Annotated in this window: 19 protein-coding genes; 10 read left to right on the top strand and 9 right to left on the bottom strand. The window is 74.6% G+C overall.

From position 1 onward, the window contains the following. Positions 1-148 precede the first annotated feature (148 nt). Positions 149-2500, top strand: coding sequence for a hypothetical protein (locus IE172_RS09565; protein ID WP_190096694.1), 2352 nt, complete (start codon positions 149-151; stop codon positions 2498-2500). Between the two features lie 13 nt (positions 2501-2513). On the opposite strand, the gene IE172_RS09560 is transcribed toward IE172_RS09565, so the two are convergent. The 4 genes from IE172_RS09560 to IE172_RS09545 all read right to left on the bottom strand — a co-directional run bounded on the left by IE172_RS09560 (position 2514) and on the right by IE172_RS09545 (position 7121). Then, the gene (locus tag IE172_RS09560; protein WP_190096693.1) at positions 2514-4967 is read right to left on the bottom strand and encodes a right-handed parallel beta-helix repeat-containing protein; all 2454 of its coding nucleotides are present in this window, start codon (positions 4965-4967) and stop codon (positions 2514-2516) included. 124 nt (positions 4968-5091) lie between these two features. After that, the gene (locus IE172_RS09555) at positions 5092-5697 is read right to left on the bottom strand and encodes an Rv1733c family protein (protein ID WP_190096692.1); all 606 of its coding nucleotides are present in this window, start codon (positions 5695-5697) and stop codon (positions 5092-5094) included. Between the two features lie 127 nt (positions 5698-5824). Beyond that, entirely contained in the window at positions 5825-6649 is an 825-nt protein-coding gene (locus IE172_RS09550; protein ID WP_190096691.1) for an MOSC domain-containing protein, read from the bottom strand. A 43-nt stretch (positions 6650-6692) separates the two neighbouring features. Further along, a complete protein-coding gene (locus tag IE172_RS09545; protein ID WP_190096690.1) occupies positions 6693-7121 on the bottom strand; it encodes a DUF6643 family protein in 429 nt (142 codons plus the stop codon). Between the two features lie 295 nt (positions 7122-7416). On the opposite strand from IE172_RS09545, the gene IE172_RS09540 reads away from it, so the two are divergent. Then, positions 7417-8700: a TerD family protein gene (locus IE172_RS09540; RefSeq protein ID WP_190096952.1), complete on the top strand. Its 1284-nt coding sequence runs from the start codon at positions 7417-7419 to the stop codon at positions 8698-8700. Positions 8701-8707: 7 nt separating this feature from the next. Here the strand turns inward: IE172_RS09540 and IE172_RS09535 are convergent, their stop codons facing one another. Further along, positions 8708-9901, bottom strand: coding sequence for a glycosyltransferase (locus IE172_RS09535; RefSeq protein WP_190096689.1), 1194 nt, complete (start codon positions 9899-9901; stop codon positions 8708-8710). Positions 9902-9940: 39 nt separating this feature from the next. On the opposite strand from IE172_RS09535, the gene IE172_RS09530 reads away from it, so the two are divergent. The 7 genes from IE172_RS09530 to IE172_RS09500 all read left to right on the top strand — a co-directional run bounded on the left by IE172_RS09530 (position 9941) and on the right by IE172_RS09500 (position 16943). Further along, a complete protein-coding gene (locus IE172_RS09530; protein WP_190096688.1) occupies positions 9941-10735 on the top strand; it encodes a glutamate racemase in 795 nt (264 codons plus the stop codon). A 50-nt stretch (positions 10736-10785) separates the two neighbouring features. Continuing rightward, positions 10786-11337: a hypothetical protein gene (locus tag IE172_RS09525; protein ID WP_190096687.1), complete on the top strand. Its 552-nt coding sequence runs from the start codon at positions 10786-10788 to the stop codon at positions 11335-11337. A gap of 112 nt (positions 11338-11449) precedes the next feature. Next, the gene (gene lnt, locus IE172_RS09520) at positions 11450-13060 is read left to right on the top strand and encodes an apolipoprotein N-acyltransferase (RefSeq protein ID WP_190096686.1); all 1611 of its coding nucleotides are present in this window, start codon (positions 11450-11452) and stop codon (positions 13058-13060) included. A 145-nt stretch (positions 13061-13205) separates the two neighbouring features. Further along, entirely contained in the window at positions 13206-13685 is a 480-nt protein-coding gene (locus IE172_RS09515) for an NUDIX hydrolase (protein WP_190096685.1), read from the top strand. A gap of 54 nt (positions 13686-13739) precedes the next feature. Next, on the top strand, positions 13740-14540 hold the full coding sequence (locus IE172_RS09510; RefSeq protein ID WP_190096684.1) for a 3-hydroxybutyrate dehydrogenase: 801 nt from the start codon (positions 13740-13742) through the stop codon (positions 14538-14540). Between the two features lie 89 nt (positions 14541-14629). After that, entirely contained in the window at positions 14630-16627 is a 1998-nt protein-coding gene (locus tag IE172_RS09505) for a helix-turn-helix domain-containing protein (RefSeq protein WP_190096683.1), read from the top strand. 85 nt (positions 16628-16712) lie between these two features. Next, positions 16713-16943: a hypothetical protein gene (locus tag IE172_RS09500; protein WP_190096682.1), complete on the top strand. Its 231-nt coding sequence runs from the start codon at positions 16713-16715 to the stop codon at positions 16941-16943. A 31-nt stretch (positions 16944-16974) separates the two neighbouring features. Here the strand turns inward: IE172_RS09500 and IE172_RS09495 are convergent, their stop codons facing one another. Together IE172_RS09495 and IE172_RS09490 are read right to left on the bottom strand one after the other, a co-directional pair. Next, complete coding sequence (locus IE172_RS09495; protein WP_190096681.1) at positions 16975-17532, bottom strand: dihydrofolate reductase family protein; 558 nt, start codon at positions 17530-17532, stop codon at positions 16975-16977. A 272-nt stretch (positions 17533-17804) separates the two neighbouring features. Beyond that, a complete protein-coding gene (locus tag IE172_RS09490) occupies positions 17805-18269 on the bottom strand; it encodes a MarR family winged helix-turn-helix transcriptional regulator (protein WP_190096680.1) in 465 nt (154 codons plus the stop codon). A 30-nt stretch (positions 18270-18299) separates the two neighbouring features. Between IE172_RS09490 and IE172_RS09485 the strand changes: the two genes are divergently transcribed. After that, the gene (locus IE172_RS09485; RefSeq protein WP_190096679.1) at positions 18300-19364 is read left to right on the top strand and encodes a bifunctional NAD(P)H-dependent oxidoreductase/GNAT family N-acetyltransferase; all 1065 of its coding nucleotides are present in this window, start codon (positions 18300-18302) and stop codon (positions 19362-19364) included. Between the two features lie 56 nt (positions 19365-19420). Here the strand turns inward: IE172_RS09485 and IE172_RS09480 are convergent, their stop codons facing one another. Both IE172_RS09480 and IE172_RS09475 read right to left on the bottom strand, forming a co-directional pair. Further along, positions 19421-20167, bottom strand: coding sequence for a polysaccharide deacetylase family protein (locus IE172_RS09480; RefSeq protein ID WP_431987327.1), 747 nt, complete (start codon positions 20165-20167; stop codon positions 19421-19423). 30 nt (positions 20168-20197) lie between these two features. Beyond that, complete coding sequence (locus tag IE172_RS09475) at positions 20198-21103, bottom strand: DMT family transporter (protein WP_190096966.1); 906 nt, start codon at positions 21101-21103, stop codon at positions 20198-20200. Between the last annotated feature and the right edge of the window lie 4 nt (positions 21104-21107).

The raw sequence follows: 21107 nt of genomic DNA, 5'->3' as shown, positions 1-21107 counted from the left end.
AACATGCCATTGTTGTGCCGTGCCGGGTGCTTGCCCGCGGTACGAATCGGGGAGATTGGGTGACGAGAGGGGTGAACCGTCCCGTCACACGAGATCCTGTGGCCGCACGGACGGAGCCGACGAGGCGTCACGGGGGAAGTGCGAATCGGTGGAGAGCGCGCAGCAGCAAGGACCGGCCGGAAACGACGACGGCCCCGCCGCACGGCCCGCCCACTCCGGGGCCGCGCTGGAACTCCTGGTCCACGGAGTGGGCGGCACCACTCCCGAACGGATGCTCGACGACCCGCGCACGGTCCGGATCACCGGTGACGACGTCGCCGCGGTGTTCCGCCGGGCCGACGACGTCGACGCGGAACGCCGGCCCGCCGGGAACCGCGAGGGGCCCGTGCCCGAGGCGTACGTGTGGTGCAACCTCACCTCCGGCAACGGCTCCCGCGCCCTGTGGCTGCTGCTGCTCCCCTTCATGGTCGTCAACCTCGCCCACTGGATGCGCCCCACGGCCCGCGGCCGCCGCCGCACGGTCCGGCTCTACGGACTGCTGGTCCGGCTGACCGGACTGAGCCTGACGGTGCTGCTCGTCGCGGCCGCCTGCGAGGTCGCCCTCGACCTGACCGCGTGGCAGTGCGCGGGCACCCGCGCGTGCGCCGACCGGCACTCCTGGCTGGGGTTCCTCTCGCCCGGGACCTCCGACGGCGGCTGGTGGAGCGCGCCGGGACGCAGACTGGCCCTCGCCGCCCTGGTGCCCACCGCCCTCACCGGCCTGCTGTGGTTCCTGTCCAGGCGCACCTGGAGGGCGTACGAGTCGCAGCAGCCGATGGCCCAGGACCCCGGGCCCGAGGAGGACGGCGCCCCCACCGCGCTGAGCCGGCCCGGCTTCTGGTACGGACGGCGCCTGGGCGCACGGCTGCGCGCGGCGCACACCGCCGCCGGACTGCTGACGGTCGCCGCCGCCGTCGGCTCCGCCGCCGCCCGGTACGACCGCGCACCGGGCGGCCCGGCCGCCCTGGCCGTCCTCGGTGTGCTCCTGGAGGCGGTCCTGGCCGCCGCGGCGGGCGCCGCGGTGTGGGTGGTCTGCCGCCGGGGCCGCAGCGAACGCCGGCCCGACGGCGCACTCGACCGGCGCCTGGTGCGCCGCCTGCCCCTGGCCGCCCTCCTCCTGCTCGGGCTCAGCGTGCTGTACGCCGGATGGGAGCGCCCCGGCTGGCAGTCGTCGGGCCGGCTGCCGGGCGACGCCGCCTTCGGCGCCCTCACCCTCGTGCAGGGACTGCTCGTGATCGTCCTCGCCGGGGCCGCCCACGCCCTGCACCGCACCGACCCCGACCGGCGCTCGGCGATGCGGGGCCTGGCCGGACCGGCCGTCGCCATGCTGGCCTGCGCGCTGGGCGGTGTGATGTCCGGCGGTGTCTCCCAGCGCGTGGCCGACTGGCTGGACGGCACCGGCGCGTCCGTGCCCGGCCCGCCGGTCCTGCTGACCTGGCAGGCCTCCGTGATTCCCCCGCTGCTGGTCCTGCTGCTGGTGATGTGCGGCTGGCTCGCCCGGCGGGCCTGGCGGATCGCCCGCGTGGAACGCGCGGCGGTGGAACGCGAGTACGCCGGTGAGACGGGCGACCCCGGCCGCACCCGCCGTATCGCCTCCGTCCGCGCGATGGCCGCCCTCACCGACCGCGGACCCCGCATCCTCGCCGTCACCTCCGCGGCCACCCTGCTGCTCGGCGCCGGCGCCCTCGTCGGAGCCCTCACCACCGACCGGACCCCCGGCGAGGCGGCGCGGGGCTCCTACGCCGTGGTCCACGGCGCCGCCGAGACCGCGCAGGCGCTGGGCTCCTGGCTCATCGGGCTCGGCTTCATACTCTTCGTGACCTGGGGCCGCCGCGCGTACAAGGACGCCTCCGCGCGGCGCACCATAGGCATCCTGTGGGACGTGGGCACCTTCTGGCCGCGGGCCGCCCACCCCTTCGCGCCGCCCTGCTACGCCGAGCGCGCCGTGCCCGACCTGACCTGGCGGATCGCCACCTGGACCCGGGCCACCGGCGGACGGCTGGTGCTCTCCGGTCACTCCCAGGGCAGCGTCCTCGCCGCCGCCGCGGCCTGGCAGCTCCCCCCGTCCGTCCGCGCCCGCGTCGCCCTGCTCACCTACGGCTCCCCGCTGGAGCGGCTCTACGGCCGCTGGTTCCCCGCCCACTTCGGCCCCGACGCGCTCGGCTCCCTGCACCAGGAGGTGGTCTGCTGGCGCAACCTCCACCGGCGCACCGACCCCATCGGCGGCCCGGTGCGGCTGCCCGGCGACCGCGGCCCCGACGTGGACCGTCCCGCCCTCAGGGACCCCCTCGCCTACGGCCGCACCGGGACCCATCCGCTGCCCGCGCCGATCCTCGGCCACTCCGACTACCAGGCCGACCCGGCGTTCGCGGAGGAGCGCCGCCGGCTGCTGGCCCGGCTGCGGCCCGAGGTGCCGGCCCCGCGGCACACGCGGGAGCCCGGCGGCGGGGCCCCGCCCTGAGCGCGCACCGCGCTCAGCGCGCGGGGGGCAGGTCCTCCGCGTAGAGCAGGGTCAGGTCGTCGGTGGTCGGCTCGCCGAGCTGGGCGACGCGGCTCGCGTGCCGCTCCACCATCGCCTCGAAGGTCTGCCGCGCGGTGCGCCCGTTGCCGAACGCGGGCCCCTTGGGAATCTCCGTGAAGTACGTCAGCAGGGCCTCGGCGGCGCCCGGCGCCAGCCGGTACTCGTGCTCCTCGGCCTGCTGCCGCACGATCCGCAGCAGTTCCTCGGGGCCGTAGTCACCGAAGGTGATCGTCCGCGAGAAACGGGACGCCACACCCGGGTTGACGGACAGGAACCGCTCCATCTCGGCCGTGTAGCCGGCGACGATCACCACGACCGCGTCCCGCTGGTCCTCCATCAGCTTCACCAGGGTGTCGATGGCCTCCTTGCCGAAGTCACGCCCGGCGTCCTCAGGGGAGAGCGCGTACGCCTCGTCGATGAACAGCACACCGCCGCGTGCCCTCTCGAACGCCTCCTGGGTGCGGATCGCCGTGGAACCGATGTGCTCGCCGACCAGGTCCACCCGGGACACCTCGACCAGGTGCCCCTGCTCCAGCACCCCGAGCGAGGCGAGGATCTCGCCGTACAGCCGGGCGACGGTGGTCTTGCCCGTGCCGGGGGAGCCGGTGAACACCAGATGCCGCTTGACCGACGCCGCCTTCAGCCCCGCCTGTTGGCGGCGCCTGCCCACCTCGATCATGTCGGTGAGGGCGCGCACCTCGCGCTTGACGCTCTCCAGCCCGACCAGCGCGTCGAGTTCGCCGAGCACGGCCTCGGAGGTACGGGTCCGCGGCTCGGGGACGGACGGGGCGGGCGGGGCGGGCGGGGCGGACGGTGCCGGCTCGCCGGTCCGGGCCGCGGGGACCGTGCCCAGCAGACCGGTGGAGGGGCCCGTCGTCTGCACGGCGGGCTCGGGCGCCGCGGGCGTCCTCAGGCTGCCGCTCTCGTCGCTCGTGCAGTCCTCGACGACCGGACCGCCCGAACCGGACGCCGCCTCCGAGCCCTCGGCGAACTCGTAACCCCCGCGCGCGCAGCGCTCCGTACGGCACTTCCGCAGCGTCGTACGGCTGCCGTCGATCACATGGAAGCCGTAACCGCCACTTCCCGTGACCCGGCAGTTCACGAAGGTGCCCCGGCCCCCTGCCGAGACGTAGACACCGGCCTCGGCCGGCGAACCGACCGTGCAGCGCTCGACGGTGGGGTCGGCGCCCTTGGTGACGATCACGCCCGTCTGCGTGCCGTCCACGGTGCAGTTGCTGAGGACGCCGCCGCTGCCGTGGTCACGGAACCAGGCGCCGGTCGCCGCGTCCCGGATCCGGCAGTCGTCGAGCTGCGCGGTGGCGCCGTCGCTCACCGACACGGCCGTGTTGCGCACCTGCGACAGATCGCTGTCGACGACGTCCGCGCGGGAGCCCCGGTCGAGGACGAACAGCGCGTCGGGCACGTCGTGCACCCGGCAGGACTCCAGGACGGCCGTGGCGCCGTCGCTCACCCACACCGCCGGGTAGTCGCCCGTGCTGTCGAAGATCTCGCACTGGTTGGCGTCCACCCGCGTGCCCGGGTCCCACACCGACAGCCCGTTGCGGCCGAACTGCCGCACGGTGGTGCGGGTCAGGGTGAGCACCGAGCGGGAGCGCAGGTCGACCGCGTTCTCCGGGATGTCGTGGATCCGGCAGTCGGCCAGCGTCAGCACCGCGTCCGTGTCGAGGGTGATCCCGTCCCCGGTCGTACGGTGCACGTCGCAGTCGGTGAGGTGGGCGGTGGCGCGGGCGGTCACCTGGACGCCGCTGCCCCGCACCTCGTACACCTCGCAACCCACGGCCTCCAGCGCCGAGTTCTCCCCGGTCGCGGTCAGGCCCGAGCCGGCGGCGTGGTGCACCCGGCAGCGCTCCAGCCGCGGATGGGCGCCGCCGTGCACGGCGACCCCCGCCTGACCCGCGGACACCACCTCGCACTCCTCGAACACCCCGCCCCCGCCGTCCAGTACGGCGATGCCCACGCCCGCGGGGTTGTCGACCGTGCAGCGGCGCACCGTGGGCCGGGCCCCGCCGCGCACCTCGATGCCGGCCGCGGAGCGGGTGACCACCCGGACGTCGCGCAGTTCGGGGGTGCCGTCCTCGACCAGAACGGCCGGAGCGGTGGCGTCCTGCCCCTCGACGTGCAGGTCCCGCACCACCGCCGAGGCGCGCACGGTCAGCGGGACACCGTCCACGGGCGCGATGCGCACCGAGCCGGGGGAGCCCTCCGGGCCGCGCAGTGTCACCGCCCGCTGGACGACGAGATTCTCCCGGTAGGTGCCGGGGGCGACGGTGAGGACGTCGCCTTCGGCCGCGGCCTCCAGGGCGGCGGCGAGCGATGCGTACTCACCCGTGCGGCGCCGCCACCTCGATGTGCCGGTGTGCGTCACCTGGACCGTGCCCTGTGCCATGGCTGAGCTGTGCCCCCACCTCGTCGTACTGATGGCTCGTTCCCGCCCGTGCTCTCGCCGATCGGTTCGGCCGGACCACCGTAGCGTGCGTACGGGCACGGGGTTGACCGGAGTGGGAACGCCGTCAGCCGCCGGCCCCGGTCAGGCCCCGGTCCGGGCCCGCCCGCTCCCACGCACGGTCCCAGGCCGCGTACCGGCGGCGGACCATCCGCCGGACGGTCAGCCGTCTGCACCCCTCGGCCAGCCCGGCGGCCACCAGGGCGGCCCCGATGCCGGCGAGCACCGCGTGCGTCGTCGCCGCGGCCGGGTCCGGCGGACGGGCGACCGCCCGCCCCCGGTCATCGGTCCACATCCCGAACCGGTCGCCCGGCCGGGGGGACTTCAGGTACGCCGTCACCGGTCCGCTCCGCGCGGTGCCGTCCGGGGCGGTCCAGCGGGCCAGGACACGGCTGCGCGGGTCCGCTCCCGCGGGCATCCCCGGATCGCCGTCCGGCGGGGCCCGGTCGAGCGCGCGCACCACGTCGGCCGTCACCGGGTGCCGGGACTGCTGCTGTGCCCGGACGGACCGATGCAACGAGTCCTGGGCGGCGGCCCCGACGAGGCAGCCGATCACGGGGGCGGCGAGGACGGCGAACAGCAGGGCCGCGAGCGCCGACCACGCCTCGGCCAGGTCCGTTCCGCGGCGCAGCGGGTTGTGCCGCCAGCGCCACAGTCCGCTGATCGCGCCCACCGCCGCACCCCCTCGCCGGTTCCCGGAAGCTTCCCCGAGCCCTTTTCACGGAACTCTCACGAAGGGCCAACGGGCGGGGCGCCGGGCCGGTTCCCGCCGGCGTCGGGACGCGCGCGGGACAACACAGCTAGCGGGGCTCCACGGGATCGCCGGTCCGGATGGTGCCGGGGGTGAGCGGCACCAGGTTCTGCCCGAAGACGAGCTTGCCGTCGGGCCGGGGGCGGGCGGCCAGCGAGTGCAGGGGCTCCTTCCCGCGCCGGGCGGTGTGCTGGTCGGTGGTGGTCACCACGCACCGGCCGCTCGGCTTGGCGACGCGGAAACGCACCTCGCCGATGGTGACGTGCGTCCACCCGTCCTCCTCCCAGGGCCCGGTGCCCTCGATCACCACGTTCGGCCGGAAGCGGTCCATCGGCAGGGGACCCTCGGCCCGGTGAGGCCCTTCGGCGATCAGGGAGTTGAGACCGGCGAGGGAGGCGGTCGTGGTGAGCAGCAGCGGATAGCCGTCGGCGAAGGAGACCGTCTCGCCCGGCAGGGCGAACCCGGGGTCCACGGGCCGCCTGGTGGCCGGGTCGTCCAGGTGCACCAGCCGTACGGGGACGCCGAGGAGGGCGCTGCACCATGCGTGCACGGCCTTGTCCTCCGCGGGCACCGCCTCGACCTCGTCCCCGAAGAGGCTCACCGGGACCGTCCTGTCCGGCGCCGGGACGGCCGCCGTCACCGGCACGGTGCCGGGCGCGGACAGCACGACGCCGCCGCCGGGCAGAAGCTCGGCGGCGGCCAGTGCGAGGCGGGGGTGGCGCCGCTGTGTGACGACCCTTCCCCCGTCGTCGATCAGCATCCAGCGCCGGTCCCCGGCCGGACCCCAGGGCTCCACGACGACCTCCCGGAGCGTCAGGCTCCGGAAGGCCTTGACCGGGTGGATGTGAACAGAGTGCAGACGCGCGTTCCCCATGGGGTCATCGTGCCACCCGGCACCGACGACCCCGGCGGACGGCTCAGTACCCGCGGTACTGCTGCTGGTTGTACGGGTCGTGGTACGGCGCGGGGACCGGCCGGGGAGCCGCGGGGCGCATCGCCTCGTAGCCGGCGGGCGGTGCCGGACGCGGCGGCTGCGGCTGCGGGCCGGGGTAGCCGCGCGGCGCGGTCGCCTGCTGCGGGATGTAGGCCGTGTGCGCCTGCTGGAGCGGCGCGGGCTGCGGCGCCTGCGGATAGCCGTAGGCGGGCTGGGACGGGGCCGCCGGGAGGGCGGGCAACGCCGAGGGAAGCGCGGGCAGATGACTGACCGGCGCCTCGTACGCGGCGGGGACCCGGATCGGGGCGATCTGCGGGGTGCCCCGCTCGGCCACGAGCGAGTCGTAGATCGGAGTGTCCGGGAAGGAGGCGGAGTAGTAGCCGCCGCCATAAGTGGAGCGGGGGGAGGTCATGGCACATAAGTTAAGCCCACGATGTGCTTTTGGGGAGACCGGTAAGAGGGTTGTTTTCTGCGCTCGCCGTGACCTGGCCGCACTAATGTGAGCGAACTCGGGGCAAACGGGCAATCCGCCGGGCGTCTTTCCTGTAAAGACCGAGTTCCGGGCCGGTTACCGGCGGTTGGCCCCCGGATTCCCCTCGCCGTCCGTGGGCGTTCCCGGCCCGGAGGAATAGGTTGTGCGGACGAAGAACGACGGATGCCGGGACCTGACCTGGCGCGGGCGACCCGTGATGGGGGCGGACATGTCAATGCCGAAGGGATCGAACACACCGGTGCCGACCACGGCGCTGAGGGTGGAAGTGGGCTGGCGTTCGGGCCCGGGCGTACCCGACGCCGACGCCTCGGCGCTCCTGCTGGCCGGCGGGAAGGTCCGCTCCGACAGCGACTTCGTCTTCTACAACCAGCCCTCCCACTCCTCCGGTGCCGTCCGGCACGAGGGCAAGCGGGAGGCCGGCGGCCGGACCACCGACACCCTGCTCGTCGACCTCACGCGCGTGGAGCCGGGCATCGAGACGGTGATCCTGGCCGCCTCCTCCGACGGCGGCGCGTTCGGACGGGTCCCGGACCTGTACATCGAGGTCAAGGACGCCGCGAGCGGCACGGCCGCCGCGCGCTTCGACAGCGCGGGAGCGACGACGGAGACAGCGTTCGTGCTCGGCGAGTTCTACCGGCGCCAGGGCGCCTGGAAGTTCCGCGCCGTGGGCCAGGGGTACAGCAGCGGGCTGGAGGGTCTCGCCACCGACTACGGCATCACCGTGGACGAACCCCAGCACGCCGCCCCGCCGGCCCGGACGGCCACGGTGCCGCCCGTCGCGTCCCCGGTCACCGCGCCGCCGCCCCCGGCGGCCCCGCCCCTCGCCCCGCCCCCGCCGGCGGCGCCCCCCGCGCCGGTCCGGCTGTCGAAGGTCACGCTCACCAAGTCCGCCCCGTCGGTCTCGCTGACCAAACAGGGCGGCACCTCGGGTGCCCTCCAGGTGAACCTCAACTGGCAGGTGCGCAAGCAGTTCTCCGGCTGGGCGGGCAAGCTGGGCCGCCCGGTGGCCATGCACGCCGACCTCGACCTCGACCTGTGCGCCCTGTACGAGCTCACCGACGGCAGGAAAGGCGTCGTCCAGGCCCTCGGCAACGCCTTCGGTTCCCTGCACCAGCCCCCGTTCATCCACCTGGACGGCGACGACCGCACCGGCGCCGTGTCGACGGGCGAGAACCTCACCGTCAACCTCGACCACAGGCACCACTTCCGTCGCATCCTCGTGTTCGTCACCATCTACGAGGGCGCCCGCTCCTTCGCGGACCTGCACGCCACGGTCACCCTCCGGCCGCAGCACGGCGCGCCGGTCGACTTCTCCCTCGACGAATGCACGGTCCCCTCGACGGTCTGCGCCCTCGCCCTGATCACCAACACCGGCGGCGGTGAACTCGTCGTCCAGCGCGAGGCCCGCTACCTCGTCCCGGACCGCGGAGTGAGCCCCCAGCGCACGGTCGACCACGCCTACGGATGGGGCATGAACTGGACCCCGGGCCGCAAGTGAGGGCCCCTCAGCCCTCGTCCGGCAGGGCCTCGGGCCGGGCGTAGGTGCGGCCCTTCCAGGCCGCGCCGCGTCCCTGGTGGTGCCGCACGGCCGAGTGCACCGTCATCAGCAGGTACAGCGCGGCGGTGAACGGCAGCAGGGGAGCGAGCCGCAGCGGCTGCCGGTAGTAACGGAGCATCGGGACGTACGTCCCCGACATCACCAGCCAGGCCGCCGCACCCGGCAGTGCGGCGGCCGCGCTCCCCGTCACGGCGCCCGCGACCAGTGCGACGGGCGGCACCAGGTACACCAGCGCCAGCCCGGCGACCGTACCGGCCAGCAGCAGCGGGCTGTGCCGCAGTTGCGCGTACGCGCTGCGCGACACCATGCGCCACAGATCACCCAGCCGCGGATACGGACGCACGCTGTCCACGCCGTCCGCGAGCCCCAGCCACACCCGTCCGCCGCTCCGCTTCACCGCGCGGGCCAGCGCCACGTCGTCGATGACGGCGTGCCGGATGGCGTCGGGGATCCGCGCCCGTGCGGCGGCCTCGGCCCGCAGCAGCACACACCCGCCGGCCGCCGCCGCCGTCCGCGTGCCCTCCCTCCCGATCCGGCGGAACGGGTAGAGCTGCGCGAAGAAGTAGACGAAGGCCGGCACGACCAGCCGTTCCCAGCGGCTCTCCACCCGCAGCCGGGCCATCTGCGACACCACGTCGAACCCGCCGGCACCGGCGGCCGCCACCAGCCGGCGCAGACTGTCCGGGGCGTGCGCGATGTCGGCGTCCGTCAGCAGCACGTACGCGGGGCCGCGTGCCCCCGCCAGCGCGAGGCCGTGCCGCACCGCCCACAGCTTGCCGGTCCAGCCGGCGGGCGGCTCGCCCGGTGTGCCCACCGTGAGGGGCAGCCCGCCGTGCCGCCGCGCCAGGCCGCGCGCGAGCTCCCCGGTGCCGTCGGTACTGCCGTCGTCGACGAGGAACACCTCGGCCCGGCCCGGGTAGTCCTGGGCGAGCACCGACGGCAGGCTCAGGGGCAGCACCGCCGCCTCGTCCCGCGCGGGGACCACGACGCACACGTCCGGCCATGTCCCCGGGTCCCGCAGCGGCGGCAGCCGGACGTCCGTACGCCAGAACCAGCCCTGGCAGAGCAGCAGCCACAGCCAGGCGCCGAGTGATCCGGCGGCACTCCACACGAGGGCGCTCACGTGCGCAGTCTGCCCCACGGCACGGCCCCGGAGCGGCTCATCGTCTATCGTGGCCGGGTGAAGATCGCGCTCATGGACTCCGGAATCGGACTGCTGGCGGCCACCGCCGCGGTACGGCGTCTGCGTCCCGACGCCGATCTCGTCCTGTCCCTCGACCCCGAGGGCATGCCCTGGGGGCCGCGGACCCCGCAGGACCTCACCGCTCGTGCCGTCGCCGTCGCCGGGGCGGCGGCCGCCCACCGCCCCGACGCCCTGATCGTCGGCTGCAACACCGCCACGGTGCACGCGCTCACCGCCCTGCGCGCCCGCCTCGAACCCGGGCTGCCGGTGATCGGCACCGTCCCGGCGATCAAGCCGGCCGCGGCGGGCGGCGGACCGCTGGCGATCTGGGCCACGCCGGCCACGACCGGCAGCCCCTACCAGCGCGACCTGATCGAGAACTACGCGCTCGGCGTGGGCGTCACCGAGGTGCCCTGCTGGGGGCTGGCGGAGGCGGTGGAACGAGCGGACGAGACGGCCATCGACGCCGCGGTCGCCGCGGCCGCCGAACTCACCCCGGACGACGTGACGACCGTCGTGCTCGGCTGCACCCACTACGAACTCGTCGCCGAGCGCATCAGGGCCGCCGTCCAGCGCCCCGGCCGCCCCCCGCTGGCCCTGCACGGCTCGGCCGGGGCGGTGGCCGCGCAGGCCCTGCGCCGCCTCGGCGCCCGGCCGGCCCCCGGGGCACCGGCGGGCGGCACGCTCACGGTGCTGCTGAGCGGACGCGAGGGCACGCTGCCCGCAGCCGCCCTCACCTACGCCGAAGGCAGGCTGCTCCAGCCGCTCGCTCCCGCCCGGACGGCGCAGTAACGCTCCGCCACCAGGTAGCCGCCCGGCGAATCCTGAGTAACCTCACATGCATGAGGGACCCCCGCCACGGCGAGTTCGCCCCGCCCACCGAGGTCTGGACCGGTCGCGCCACCGGTCGCTTCCAGTGGCTGCTGGCGCTGATCGGCGCCGCGTGCATGGCGCTGGGCATCGCGCTGGCCGTCGACTCCGCGTGGACGACCGATGCCGCGCCCCTGGCCATGGCCGTCGTCGGCTGCATCGCGGCCGGGCTGCTCGTCCTCTTCGGCACCCTCGCCTTCGTCCACGTGGCGCTGCGGGTCGACGAGGACCACCTGGAGGTGCGCTGCGGGCACATCGGCCTGCCGCGCCGCCGCATCCCGCTGTCGCACGTCGCCGGCGCGGAGTTCGCCCCCCACGTCACCCCGCGGCACTGGGGCGGCTGGGGGTACCGCTGGCGGCCAGAGAAGGGCACGGCGGTCGTCGTGCGCCGCGGCGAGGGCGTCGTCCTGCGCCTGTGGGACGGCCACACCTTCACGGTCACCGTGGACGACGCGGAAGCGGCGGTGAGCGTCATCCGCGACCGCCTCCGCCCCCGCCCCCACGCACCGGGCACCACCCACTGACCCGACGCCGCCGCACGCTCCCGCGCCGAGCGGGACCGCGTGTCCCCTCGGCGCCCTCGCGCCGCCCCGACCGTGCTGTCGGCCGCCGGTCCACCCGCCGTAGACTCCCGGAGTGACCGTCACCGCAACCTCCGTCGGCGAGTCGGACCCGATGCCTCCGCAGACCACGCCGTCCGCGCGGGGCGGGCGCCTCGTCCGTTTCCTCCCGGCCGCCGCAGCCGCGCTCTCGGGCCTGCTCCTCTACGTCAGCTTCCCGCCGCGCACCCTGTGGTGGCTGGCGCTGCCCGCCTTCGCCGTGCTCGGCCTGGTGCTGCGCGGCCGGAGCTGGAAGGCGGCACTCGGCCTGGGCTACCTCTTCGGGCTCGGTTTCCTGCTGCCGCTGCTGGTGTGGACCGGAGTGGAGGTCGGTCCCGGGCCGTGGATCGCCCTGGTGGTGATCGAGGCGGTCTTCGTCGCGCTGGTCGGCGCCGGTGTGGCCGCGGTGTCGAAGCTGCCCGGCTGGCCGGTGTGGGCGGCGGCGCTGTGGGTCGCCGGTGAGGCGGCCCGCGCCCGCGTGCCGTTCAGCGGCTTCCCCTGGGGGAAGGTCGCCTTCGGACAGGCGGACGGTGCCTTCCTGCCGCTCGCCGCGCTCGGCGGCACCCCGGTGCTCGGCTTCGCCGTCGTGCTGTGCGGCTTCGGCCTGTACGAGGTCGTCCGCCTCGCCGTGCGGGCCCGCCGCACGGGAACGCTGACGCGGTCCGTGACGGTCGTCGCCGTGCTCAGTGCCGTCGTCCCGCTGGTCGCGGCGCTCGCGTCCAGGACGCTGGTCAGCGACCGGGCGGAGAGCGGCACCGTGACCGTGGCCGTCATCCAGGGCAACGTGCCCCGCCTGGGTCTCGACTTCAACTCCCAGCGGCGTGCCGTCCTCGACCACCACGCCCGGGAGACGGAGCGCCTGGCCGCCGAGGTCGCGGCGGGCAGGGCCGAGCGGCCGGACGTCGTGCTCTGGCCGGAGAACTCCTCCGACATCGACCCCTTCGTCAACGACGACGCGCGCGACGTGATCGACAGGGCGGCCAAGGCCATCGACGCGCCCATCTCGGTCGGCGGCGTGGTCTCCAGGGACGGCAGGCTGCTCAACGAGCAGATCCTCTGGGACCCGGCGAAGGGTCCCGTCGACACCTACGACAAACGGCAGGTCCAGCCCTTCGGCGAGTACCTTCCGCTGCGCTCGCTCGTCGGGGCGATCAACGAGAACTGGACCTCGATGGTCCGCCAGGACTTCAGCCGGGGCGACGAACCCGGTGTGTTCCGGATGAACGGCGCCGGGGTGGGCCTCGTCACCTGCTACGAGGCCGCCTTCGACTGGGCGGTGCGCGACACGGTCACCGCGGGCGCCCAGCTGATCTCGGTGCCCAGCAACAACGCCACCTTCGGCCGCAGCGAGATGACCTACCAGCAGCTCGCCATGTCCCGGGTCCGCGCCGTGGAGCACAGCCGCGCCGTCACCGTGCCGGTGACCAGCGGCGTCAGCGCGGTGATCATGCCCGACGGGAGGATCACGCAGAAGACCGGCATGTTCGTCGCCGACTCGCTGGTGCAGGAGGTGCCGCTGCGTTCCTCGCAGACCCCCGCCACCCGGCTCGGCGTCCTGCCCGAGGTAATCCTGGTCCTCGTCGCCGCGGGCGGTCTGGGCTGGGCCGTCACGTCCGGGGTGCGCGCACGACGCGGCGGTGACGCGTAGGCGCACCGCGTCCGAGGCGCGCGGGACGCTCGGGGCGACGCCGCTCATCACGCGGGTGTACGCCGGCCCGGCGCTCCGGCGTACGGCGTCCGACGCGCGGCACACACCCTCCCACGTGCGGCGGAGCGCCGGTTATGGTCGCCGCATGGCTACTCCTGACTTCCTCCGCACCCTGCGTGCCTCCGCCGGTCATCAGCTGCTGTGGCTCCCCGGGGTCACCGCCCTCGTCTTCGACGACGAGGGCCGGGTGCTCCTGAACCGCCGGTCGGACACCGGCAGGTGGTCGGTCATCGGCGGTATCCCCGACCCGGGGGAGCAGCCCGCCGCCTGCGCCGTGCGGGAGGTCGAGGAGGAGACGGCGGTCCGCTGCGCGGTCGAGCGCGTGGTGCTGGTGCAGGCGCTGAACCCGGTGACGTACGGCAACGGCGACATCTGCCAGTACATGGACATCACCTTCCGCTGCCGTGCCGTCGGGGGCGAGGCGCGGGTCAACGACGACGAATCGCTGGACGTCGGCTGGTTCGCCGTGGACGCGCTGCCGGAGCTCAACGAGTTCGCCCGGTTCCGGATCAAGCAGTCCATGTCCGACGCACCCACATGGTTCGACCCCACTGAAAGCAGCTGAACTGTAGGGCGTAACCACATGGGTCGGCCTGGGGTCGCTGCCTAGGGTCGATCCATGACCGCGCCCCCAGCCCTTACGGCTCTCCACGCCACCCCCCTCGACCTGGGTGGCCGTACCGCTCTCGTCACCGGTGCCGCCGGCGGCATCGGCCGCGCCTGCACACTGCGGCTCGCGGCCGCCGGGGCCAAGGTCAGAGCCGTCGACCGGGACGGCGCGGGACTGGAGGCGCTCGCCGAGAGTTCCCGGGACCTGCCGGGCACCGTGGAGCCGCACGTCCTGGACCTCACCGACCTGGACGCCGCCGAACTCGCCGCCACCGGCACCGACGTCCTGGTCAACAACGCCGGCCTGCAGCTGGTCCGGCCCATCGAGGAGTTCCCGCCCGACGTCTTCCACACGGTGCTCACCGTGATGCTGGAGGCCCCCTTCCGGCTCATCAGGGGCGCACTGCCCCACATGTACGGGCAGGGCTGGGGCCGCGTCGTCAACGTGTCCTCGGTCCACGGCCTGCGCGCCTCGGCCTACAAGTCCGCCTACGTGGCCGCCAAGCACGGCCTGGAGGGCCTGTCCAAGACCACCGCCCTGGAGGGCGCGGCCCATGGAGTCACCTCCAACTGTGTGAGCCCCGGCTATGTGCGCACCCCACTGGTCGAGAAGCAGATCGCCGACCAGGCCCGCGCACACGGGATCCCCGAGGAACGGGTCCTGTCCGAGGTGCTGCTCCAGGACACCGCGGTCAAGAGGCTGATCGAACCGGAGGACGTCGCCGAGGCGGTGGCCTACCTGTGCGGTCCCCGGGCGTCCTTCGTGACCGGTACCTCCCTGGTCCTGGACGGCGGCTGGACCGCGCACTGAGACACCGGCCGTCAGCGGCCGCTCCGTCAGGCCGGTGGAGTTGTCCACAGGCCTGACGGAGCGGCCGCGGGATGAGGAATCCTGTGAGCATGTCCCGCGAGCACCCGCAGTCCCCCGAGCGTTTCGTCTCCGCTGCCGCCCCACCCGCCCCGGCCGCCCCGGTCGATCCGGCGGGCCGTCCCGGCACCGGCGGCGCAGAGGCGCCGTTCCTCGAGCTGCTGGCCCGGGGCGCCGCCGCCGAGGCGTACGAGCAGCCGGTTCTGCTCGCCCGCGCCGAAGGAGTGCCCGCCGAGCGGATCACCGAGCTGGAACAGGCCAAGCTGCTCGCCCTGCGGGTGCGCTCCGAGCTGGAGGGGCGGCGGCGCCGCGAGGCCGAGCTGTCCGCCCTGTTCGAGACCGCCCACGACCTCGCCGGACTGCGGGACCTGGACGCCGTGCTCCAGGCGATCGTGCAGCGGGCCCGTTCACTGCTCGGCACCGACGTCGCCTACCTCAGCCTGAACGACCCGGCCAGGGGCGACACCTATATGCGGGTCACCGAGGGCTCGGTCGCCGCCCGCTTCCAGCAGCTGCGGCTCGGCATGGGCGAGGGCCTCGGCGGCCTGGTCGCCCAGACCGCCCGCCCGTACGTCACCGACGACTACTTCCGCGACGACCGCTTCCAGCACACCCACAGCATCGACACCGGGGTACGCGACGAGGGCCTGGTCGCCATCCTCGGAGTGCCCCTGACGCTCGGGCACCACGTGATCGGCGTCCTCTTCGCGGCGGACCGCCGGGCCAGGGTCTTCGAACGCGAGCAGATCGCCCTGCTGGGGTCCTTCGCCGCGCTCGCCGCGGCGGCCCTCGACACCGCGAACCTGCTGGCGGAGACCCGCTCGGCCCTCGCCGGCCTGGAGCGGGCCAACGAGATCATCCAGGACCGCAGCGCCGTCATCGAGCGCGCCTCGGACGTCCACGACCGGCTGGCCGAGCTGGTCCTGCGCGGGGGCGGGGTGCACGACGTCGCCGCCGCCGTCGCCGAGGTGCTGGACGGCACGGTCGAGTTCACCGAGGCAGCCGCGGTACCCGCCCACGCCCTGGAGTCCTCACGCGCGGAAGGCCACGCGGTACGGCACCGGGAGGACTGGATCGCGGCCGTCACCGCCGGCGGCGAACTGCTCGGTGCGCTGGTCCTGCGCGGCCACCCCGGCCTGGACCCCGTCGACCAGCGCACCCTGGAGCGCGCGGCCATGGTGACGTCGCTGCTGCTGCTCGCCCGCCGCTCCGCCGCCGAGGCCGAGCGGCGCGTCCGGGGTGAACTGCTCGACGACCTGCTCGACGCCCGCGACCGCGACCTGCGCCTGCTGCGCGAGCGCGCCGCCCGGCTGCACGCCGACCTCGACGCCACCCACGCCGTCCTCGCCGCCCGGCTGGAGGGCGGCACCGCCGACGCCGACCAGGAGGCCGACGCCCGCAGACGGCTGTGGGCCGCCGCCTCGCACCTGGCGGCGACCGGGCAGGGTCTCGCCGCGGCCCGCGACGGCGGCACCGTCCTGCTGCTGCCGGTCACCCCCGGCGACACCGCCACCGACCTGGCCCGCCGCACCGCCCGCCACCTGGCCGCGGCCGTGCACGAACCGGTCACCGTCGGCGCTTCCGCCCCCGTCGAGCAGCTCACCGCCCGCCCGGACACCGTCGCGGAGGCCTACGCGGAGGCCCGCCGCTGCCTGGACACCCTCCGCCTGCTCGGCCGCTCGGGTGACGGCTCCGCCGCCGAGGACTTCGGCTTCCTCGGCCTCCTGCTGGCCGGTGAGCGGGACGTCGCCGGTTTCGTCGACCGCACCATCGGTCAGGTCGTCGCCTACGACGAACGCCGGGGAACTGAACTGCTGCACACCCTCGACGCGTACTTCGCGTGCGGCATGAGCCCCGCCCGCACCAAGGACGAACTGCACGTCCACGTCAACACGGTCGCCCAGCGGCTGGAGCGCGTGGGCCGCCTCCTGGGCGACGACTGGCAGAGCCCGGCCCGCGCGCTGGAGATCCAACTGGCCCTGCGTCTGCACCGGTTGTCCGGCGTCACGCAGCCTCCCGACCGGCTCTGACCCCGGGCCGCCGACCTGACGAGCGTCACGTCCCAAAGAGCGCGCCACGGTCATGCAGTAGGCGGTGGAGGGTAGTTGGGGCTGCATGAGTCTGCCCAAACCGATGAAGACCGCCCTGATCGTGGTGCTCACCTATGTCTGCGTGGTGCTGATGATGCGGTACCGGCGGGACGGCATGGACTGGGAGCCGGCTCTGCTGATCGCTCTGCTCGTCACGCCGCCGGCCCTCCTGTTGTCCTGGGGACGGGACAAGCTGATGGACGGGGCGCGGCGGGCCGGCAAGCGGGCCCGGGACCGCCGGCGCGCGGCCGGGTGACATCCGCCTCGCCGGAGGCGCCTCACGCGGCTCAGCGGGTCCGGTAGTGCGCGTGGATCAGTCCCGTGCCGAAGGCGCGCTGTTCGACGAGTTCCAGATCGAGGCGCACGCCGTCGGGGAAGAACCGCTTGCCGCCGCCGACCACGCTGGTGGTGATGAACAGGTGGTACTCGTCCACCAGCCCGGCCGTGATCGCCTGGGCCGCGAGGTTCGGGCCGTCGACGGTGATGTCGCGATCGGCCTCGGCCTTCAGCTTGCGCACCGCGTCCGGGTCGAAGGTCCGCTCGATCCTGGTCCTCGCGCTGGACACCGACTCGAGGGTCGTGGAGTACACGACCTTCTCCGCCGCCTGCCAGTCGCGGGCGAACTGCAGGATGTGCGGGGGCCCGCCGGGCTCGCGGTGCGCGGTTTCCCAGTAGACCATCGTCTCGTACATCCGCCGGCCGTAGAGGTAGGTGCCGACGGGGCGGAAGAGGTCGTTGATGAAGGTGTGCACCTCCGGGTCCTCGGCCCCGGTGCCGAGGTCGCCCTCCGCGGCCTCGGCGTAGCCGTCGAGCGAGGTGATCATCGAATAGATGAGTTTGGCCATGCGTCTCCTCCGTGTGCGAGCGCGCCGGGTCGTCGGTCGTTCCGCACCGGATGACTTCCGCACGGCCGGAAACTCATCGGCCGGCCGGAGCGGCGCCCGGCGGTGGCGCCGGGTGTCGGGATCTCCCGCGTGCCTGTCGCACGATGGCGTGTGCCGCGTGCACCAGGCCGGCGTTCGTCGCGGCCGGCCTGCCACGCGCAGGACGCGGTGGGAGTCCGGCCAGTCGAGGAACCGCCGCGGGTCCGGCGGGCGGGACCGTCCCGTGGTCGTCCTCAGGGAGCGTCCGCGATCTTCTCCGCGATGCGGCCGAGGGCCGCGAGGTCCTCGGGGCCGAGCCGGTCGACGACATGCCTGCGCACGGAGGCGACATGGGTCGGGGCGGCCTCCCGGAGCGTGTCCCACCCGGTTTCGGTGAGGACCAGGTAGCAGCCCCGTCCGTCGGAGGGGTCCGGTGCGCGCCGGATGAGTCCGCGCGCCTCCATGCGGGTGGCGTGGCGGGACAGACGGCTGCGCGACCACCCCATCTTGGCGGCCTGTTCGCGCAGGGTGCTGGTGGCGTCGGGGCGCTCGGACAGCGTGCTGAGCACCTCGTAGTCCGGCTCGGACAATCCGTGTGCGGCAAGGTCCCGCACGGTGCGGGCCTGTACCGCGATCACCATCCGCCGGTACGCCCGCCAGGCCCGTTCCTCGTCGGCCGTGAGCCAGTGGACCGGAGCGTCAGGCTTGTTCATTGACATGTAACCAATCTACCGGCTAATTTCATTTCCATGACAACGAAACGGCTCCGCATCGTCCTCCTGGTCTGCAGCACCCGTCCCGGCGCGCTCGGCCCCGCCGTCGGCCAGTGGCTGGCCGACACGCTCGCGCCGACTGCCGGCCTGCTCGACGCCGATCTCGTGCCCCTGGCCATCAGCGATCTGCGCCTGCCGTTCCTGGACGAGGAGGAACACCCCTCGACCGGCGTCCACCACCACGAGCACACCCGCCGGTGGAGCGAGATAGTCGACGGCGCGGACGGCTTCGTCTTCGTCACACCGGAGTACAACTACGGCATGCCGGCGACCCTGAAGAACGCGCTCGACTACCTGGGCCCGGAATGGGCCTGGAAGCCGGCCGGCTTCGTCAGTTACGGCCACACCTCCGCCGGCACCCGCGCGGTCCAGCACGCCAAGCAGGTGGTGACCACCCTGCGCCTGGTCCCCCTGGGCGCGACCGTCGCCCTGCGGATCGCGGACGCGACGCGGGAGGACCGGTTCGCCCCCGAGGCGCGTCACGCCGACGCGGCCGAAGGGCTCCTGACGGAACTGGTGCAGGTCGCACGGGCCCTCACCCCGCTGCGTGAGCGAGGACACGCGGACGCCGTGGCGGGCCCCCTCCCCGGGTCGTACGCACGGCGCCTGGGCCCGGACGACGCCCCCGAGGTAACGGTGCTGCAGCGCTGCTGCTGGGTGGAGGAGGCGCTCGCCAACGACACCCTGGCGATCCCCGCGCTCCACGAGTCGCCGGACGACGTGCGCGCCTGGCTGGCCGACTGGCACACCACGGGCCTGTGGCGGGACGGGCGGCTGCTGGGCATGGTCCGCACCCGGCGCACCGGCGCCGACCTGCACATCGGGCGGCTCGCCGTCGCCCCCGACCTGCGGGGGCGTGGCGTGGGCCGGTGGCTGCTGCGGCACGCCGAGTCGGCCGGGGAGGGATGCCTGCGCATCGTCCTGTCCACCGGCGCCGCCAGCCGGCGCAACCTCACCCTCTACCGGCGGCAGGGATACGCTCCGCTCCCCGACGCGCAGGGCGACGGGGTGGTCGACCTCGCCAAGGCCGTCTCCGTCTGAGCGCGGCGCGCCGGCCGTCACCGTAGCCGGCGCAGTTCCAGGACGGTGCCGCGCATTCACGGCCGGGCGGCGCCCCCCGGGGCCGTGCCGTGCTCCGCGAGGGGGCCGACCGACAGGCCCGCCTCCCGGCACCGGTGCACGATGCCCGGCAGGGCGCCCAGCGCGGCCCGCCAGCACTCCGGGGCCGACATCGCGTCCGTGTCGTGCAGGAGCACGGTGCCGCCGCCGCGCAGCCCGGCCGTGACGGTGGCGCGCACCGACGCCGGGGTGGCGCCGGACGTCCAGTCCCTGCCCCAGGCGGTCCACAGCACCGGCCGCAGGCCCGCCGCACGGGCCGCCGCCCAGCGTCCCGAGGTGAGGATGCCGTAGGGCGGGCGGTACCAGCGGGGGCACCCGCCCGTCAGCTCCCCTACCGTGCCGGACGCGCGCGCCAGGGCGCGCACGTCGTCCGCGGGGGCGGGGAGCCAGGGACGGTCGTGGCGCCAGCCGTGCACGGCCACCTCGTGCCCGCGGCGGACGGTCTCCCGCACCACGGCCGGATGCCGTACGACACCGTCGCCCAGGACGAAGAACGTCGCCCGGACCCCGAGCTCCTCCAGGACGTCGAGGAAACGCGGGGTGGACTCCGGATCGGGGCCGTCGTCGAAGGTCAGGGCCACATGGGAGGGGTCTCCGACCCCGGCCAGGCGCGGGAAGCGGCGGCGCACCACCGGCAGCCAGGTCGCGGCGGGCGCGATGTGCGCCGCGGCGACCGCGGTGACCGGAGCCAGCACGGCGGACGTACGCCGGGAGGACGTGACCATCGGCATCCGGCTCCTTTCGGTCCTGGCGGTTCACCGCACCCGCCGGGCGGCACGGCCGGTGCCCGGACGACGTGCCGCCGTGTCCCAGTCTCCGGCCACCGACGGGGCACGGGCCAGCCCGGCGGTGCCCGCGCCCATGAGCACCACGCCCACCACGGCCGGCACCGTCCGTACCCCGAGCGTGATCTGCTCCCCGAACAGCCCCCACCCGAGTGCGACGCTCGTCAGCGCGTCCCCGAGGGTCAGGGCGGGCTGTGACGCGGCCAGCGTCCCGGCCCGGAAGGCACTCTGCAGCAGCAGGAAGGCCACACCTCCCGCGGCGGCCATGGCGTAGACGGGCCATGTGCCCAGTACCGCCGCCGGCCCGTCGGGAAGCCTGCCGGTCACCTCCTTGAGCAGCGCCGCCGTCAGGGAGAACGACACGGCGGACGCCAGCCCCAGCAGCGCGGCGCGCGGCGCCCCCCGCACCGGGCGGGCCGCCAGCACCAGCAGCACCACGCCGCCGAGCACCGCTCCCGAGGCCGCCAGCCACTGTTCCGTTGAGGCGGTGTTCCGGCCGGTGGTCGGGGCGGCCGAGGTCAGGAACGCCGCCAGCCCCGCGGCCAGCGCGACGAACGCCAGCCAGGTCCGGCGGTCCGGGCGGCGGTGGAAGACCATGCTGCCGACCACCAGGGTGAACAGCAGTTCGGCCGCCATGAGCGGCTGGACCAGTGCCAGACTCCCCACGCTCAGCGCGGCCGCCTGCAGCACGGTGGACAGCGCCAGCATCCCGGCCCCGGCCACCCAGTACCGCCTGCGCAGCAGCTGCCCGAGCCAGCGCACGGCCTGGCGCACACCCGGGCCGCCCCCCGGTTCGTCCGCCGCGGCCCGCCGCTGCAGCACGGAGGCCGCGGCGTTGGACAACGCCGCCAGCAGGGCCAGCACGACGACCAGCACGCCC

Source organism: Streptomyces griseoflavus, assembly GCF_014649995.1.
Lineage (GTDB): Bacteria > Actinomycetota > Actinomycetes > Streptomycetales > Streptomycetaceae > Streptomyces > Streptomyces griseoflavus.
Note: the sequence above shows the minus strand (reverse complement) of the source record. Positions and strands in the feature narration are given on the sequence as shown.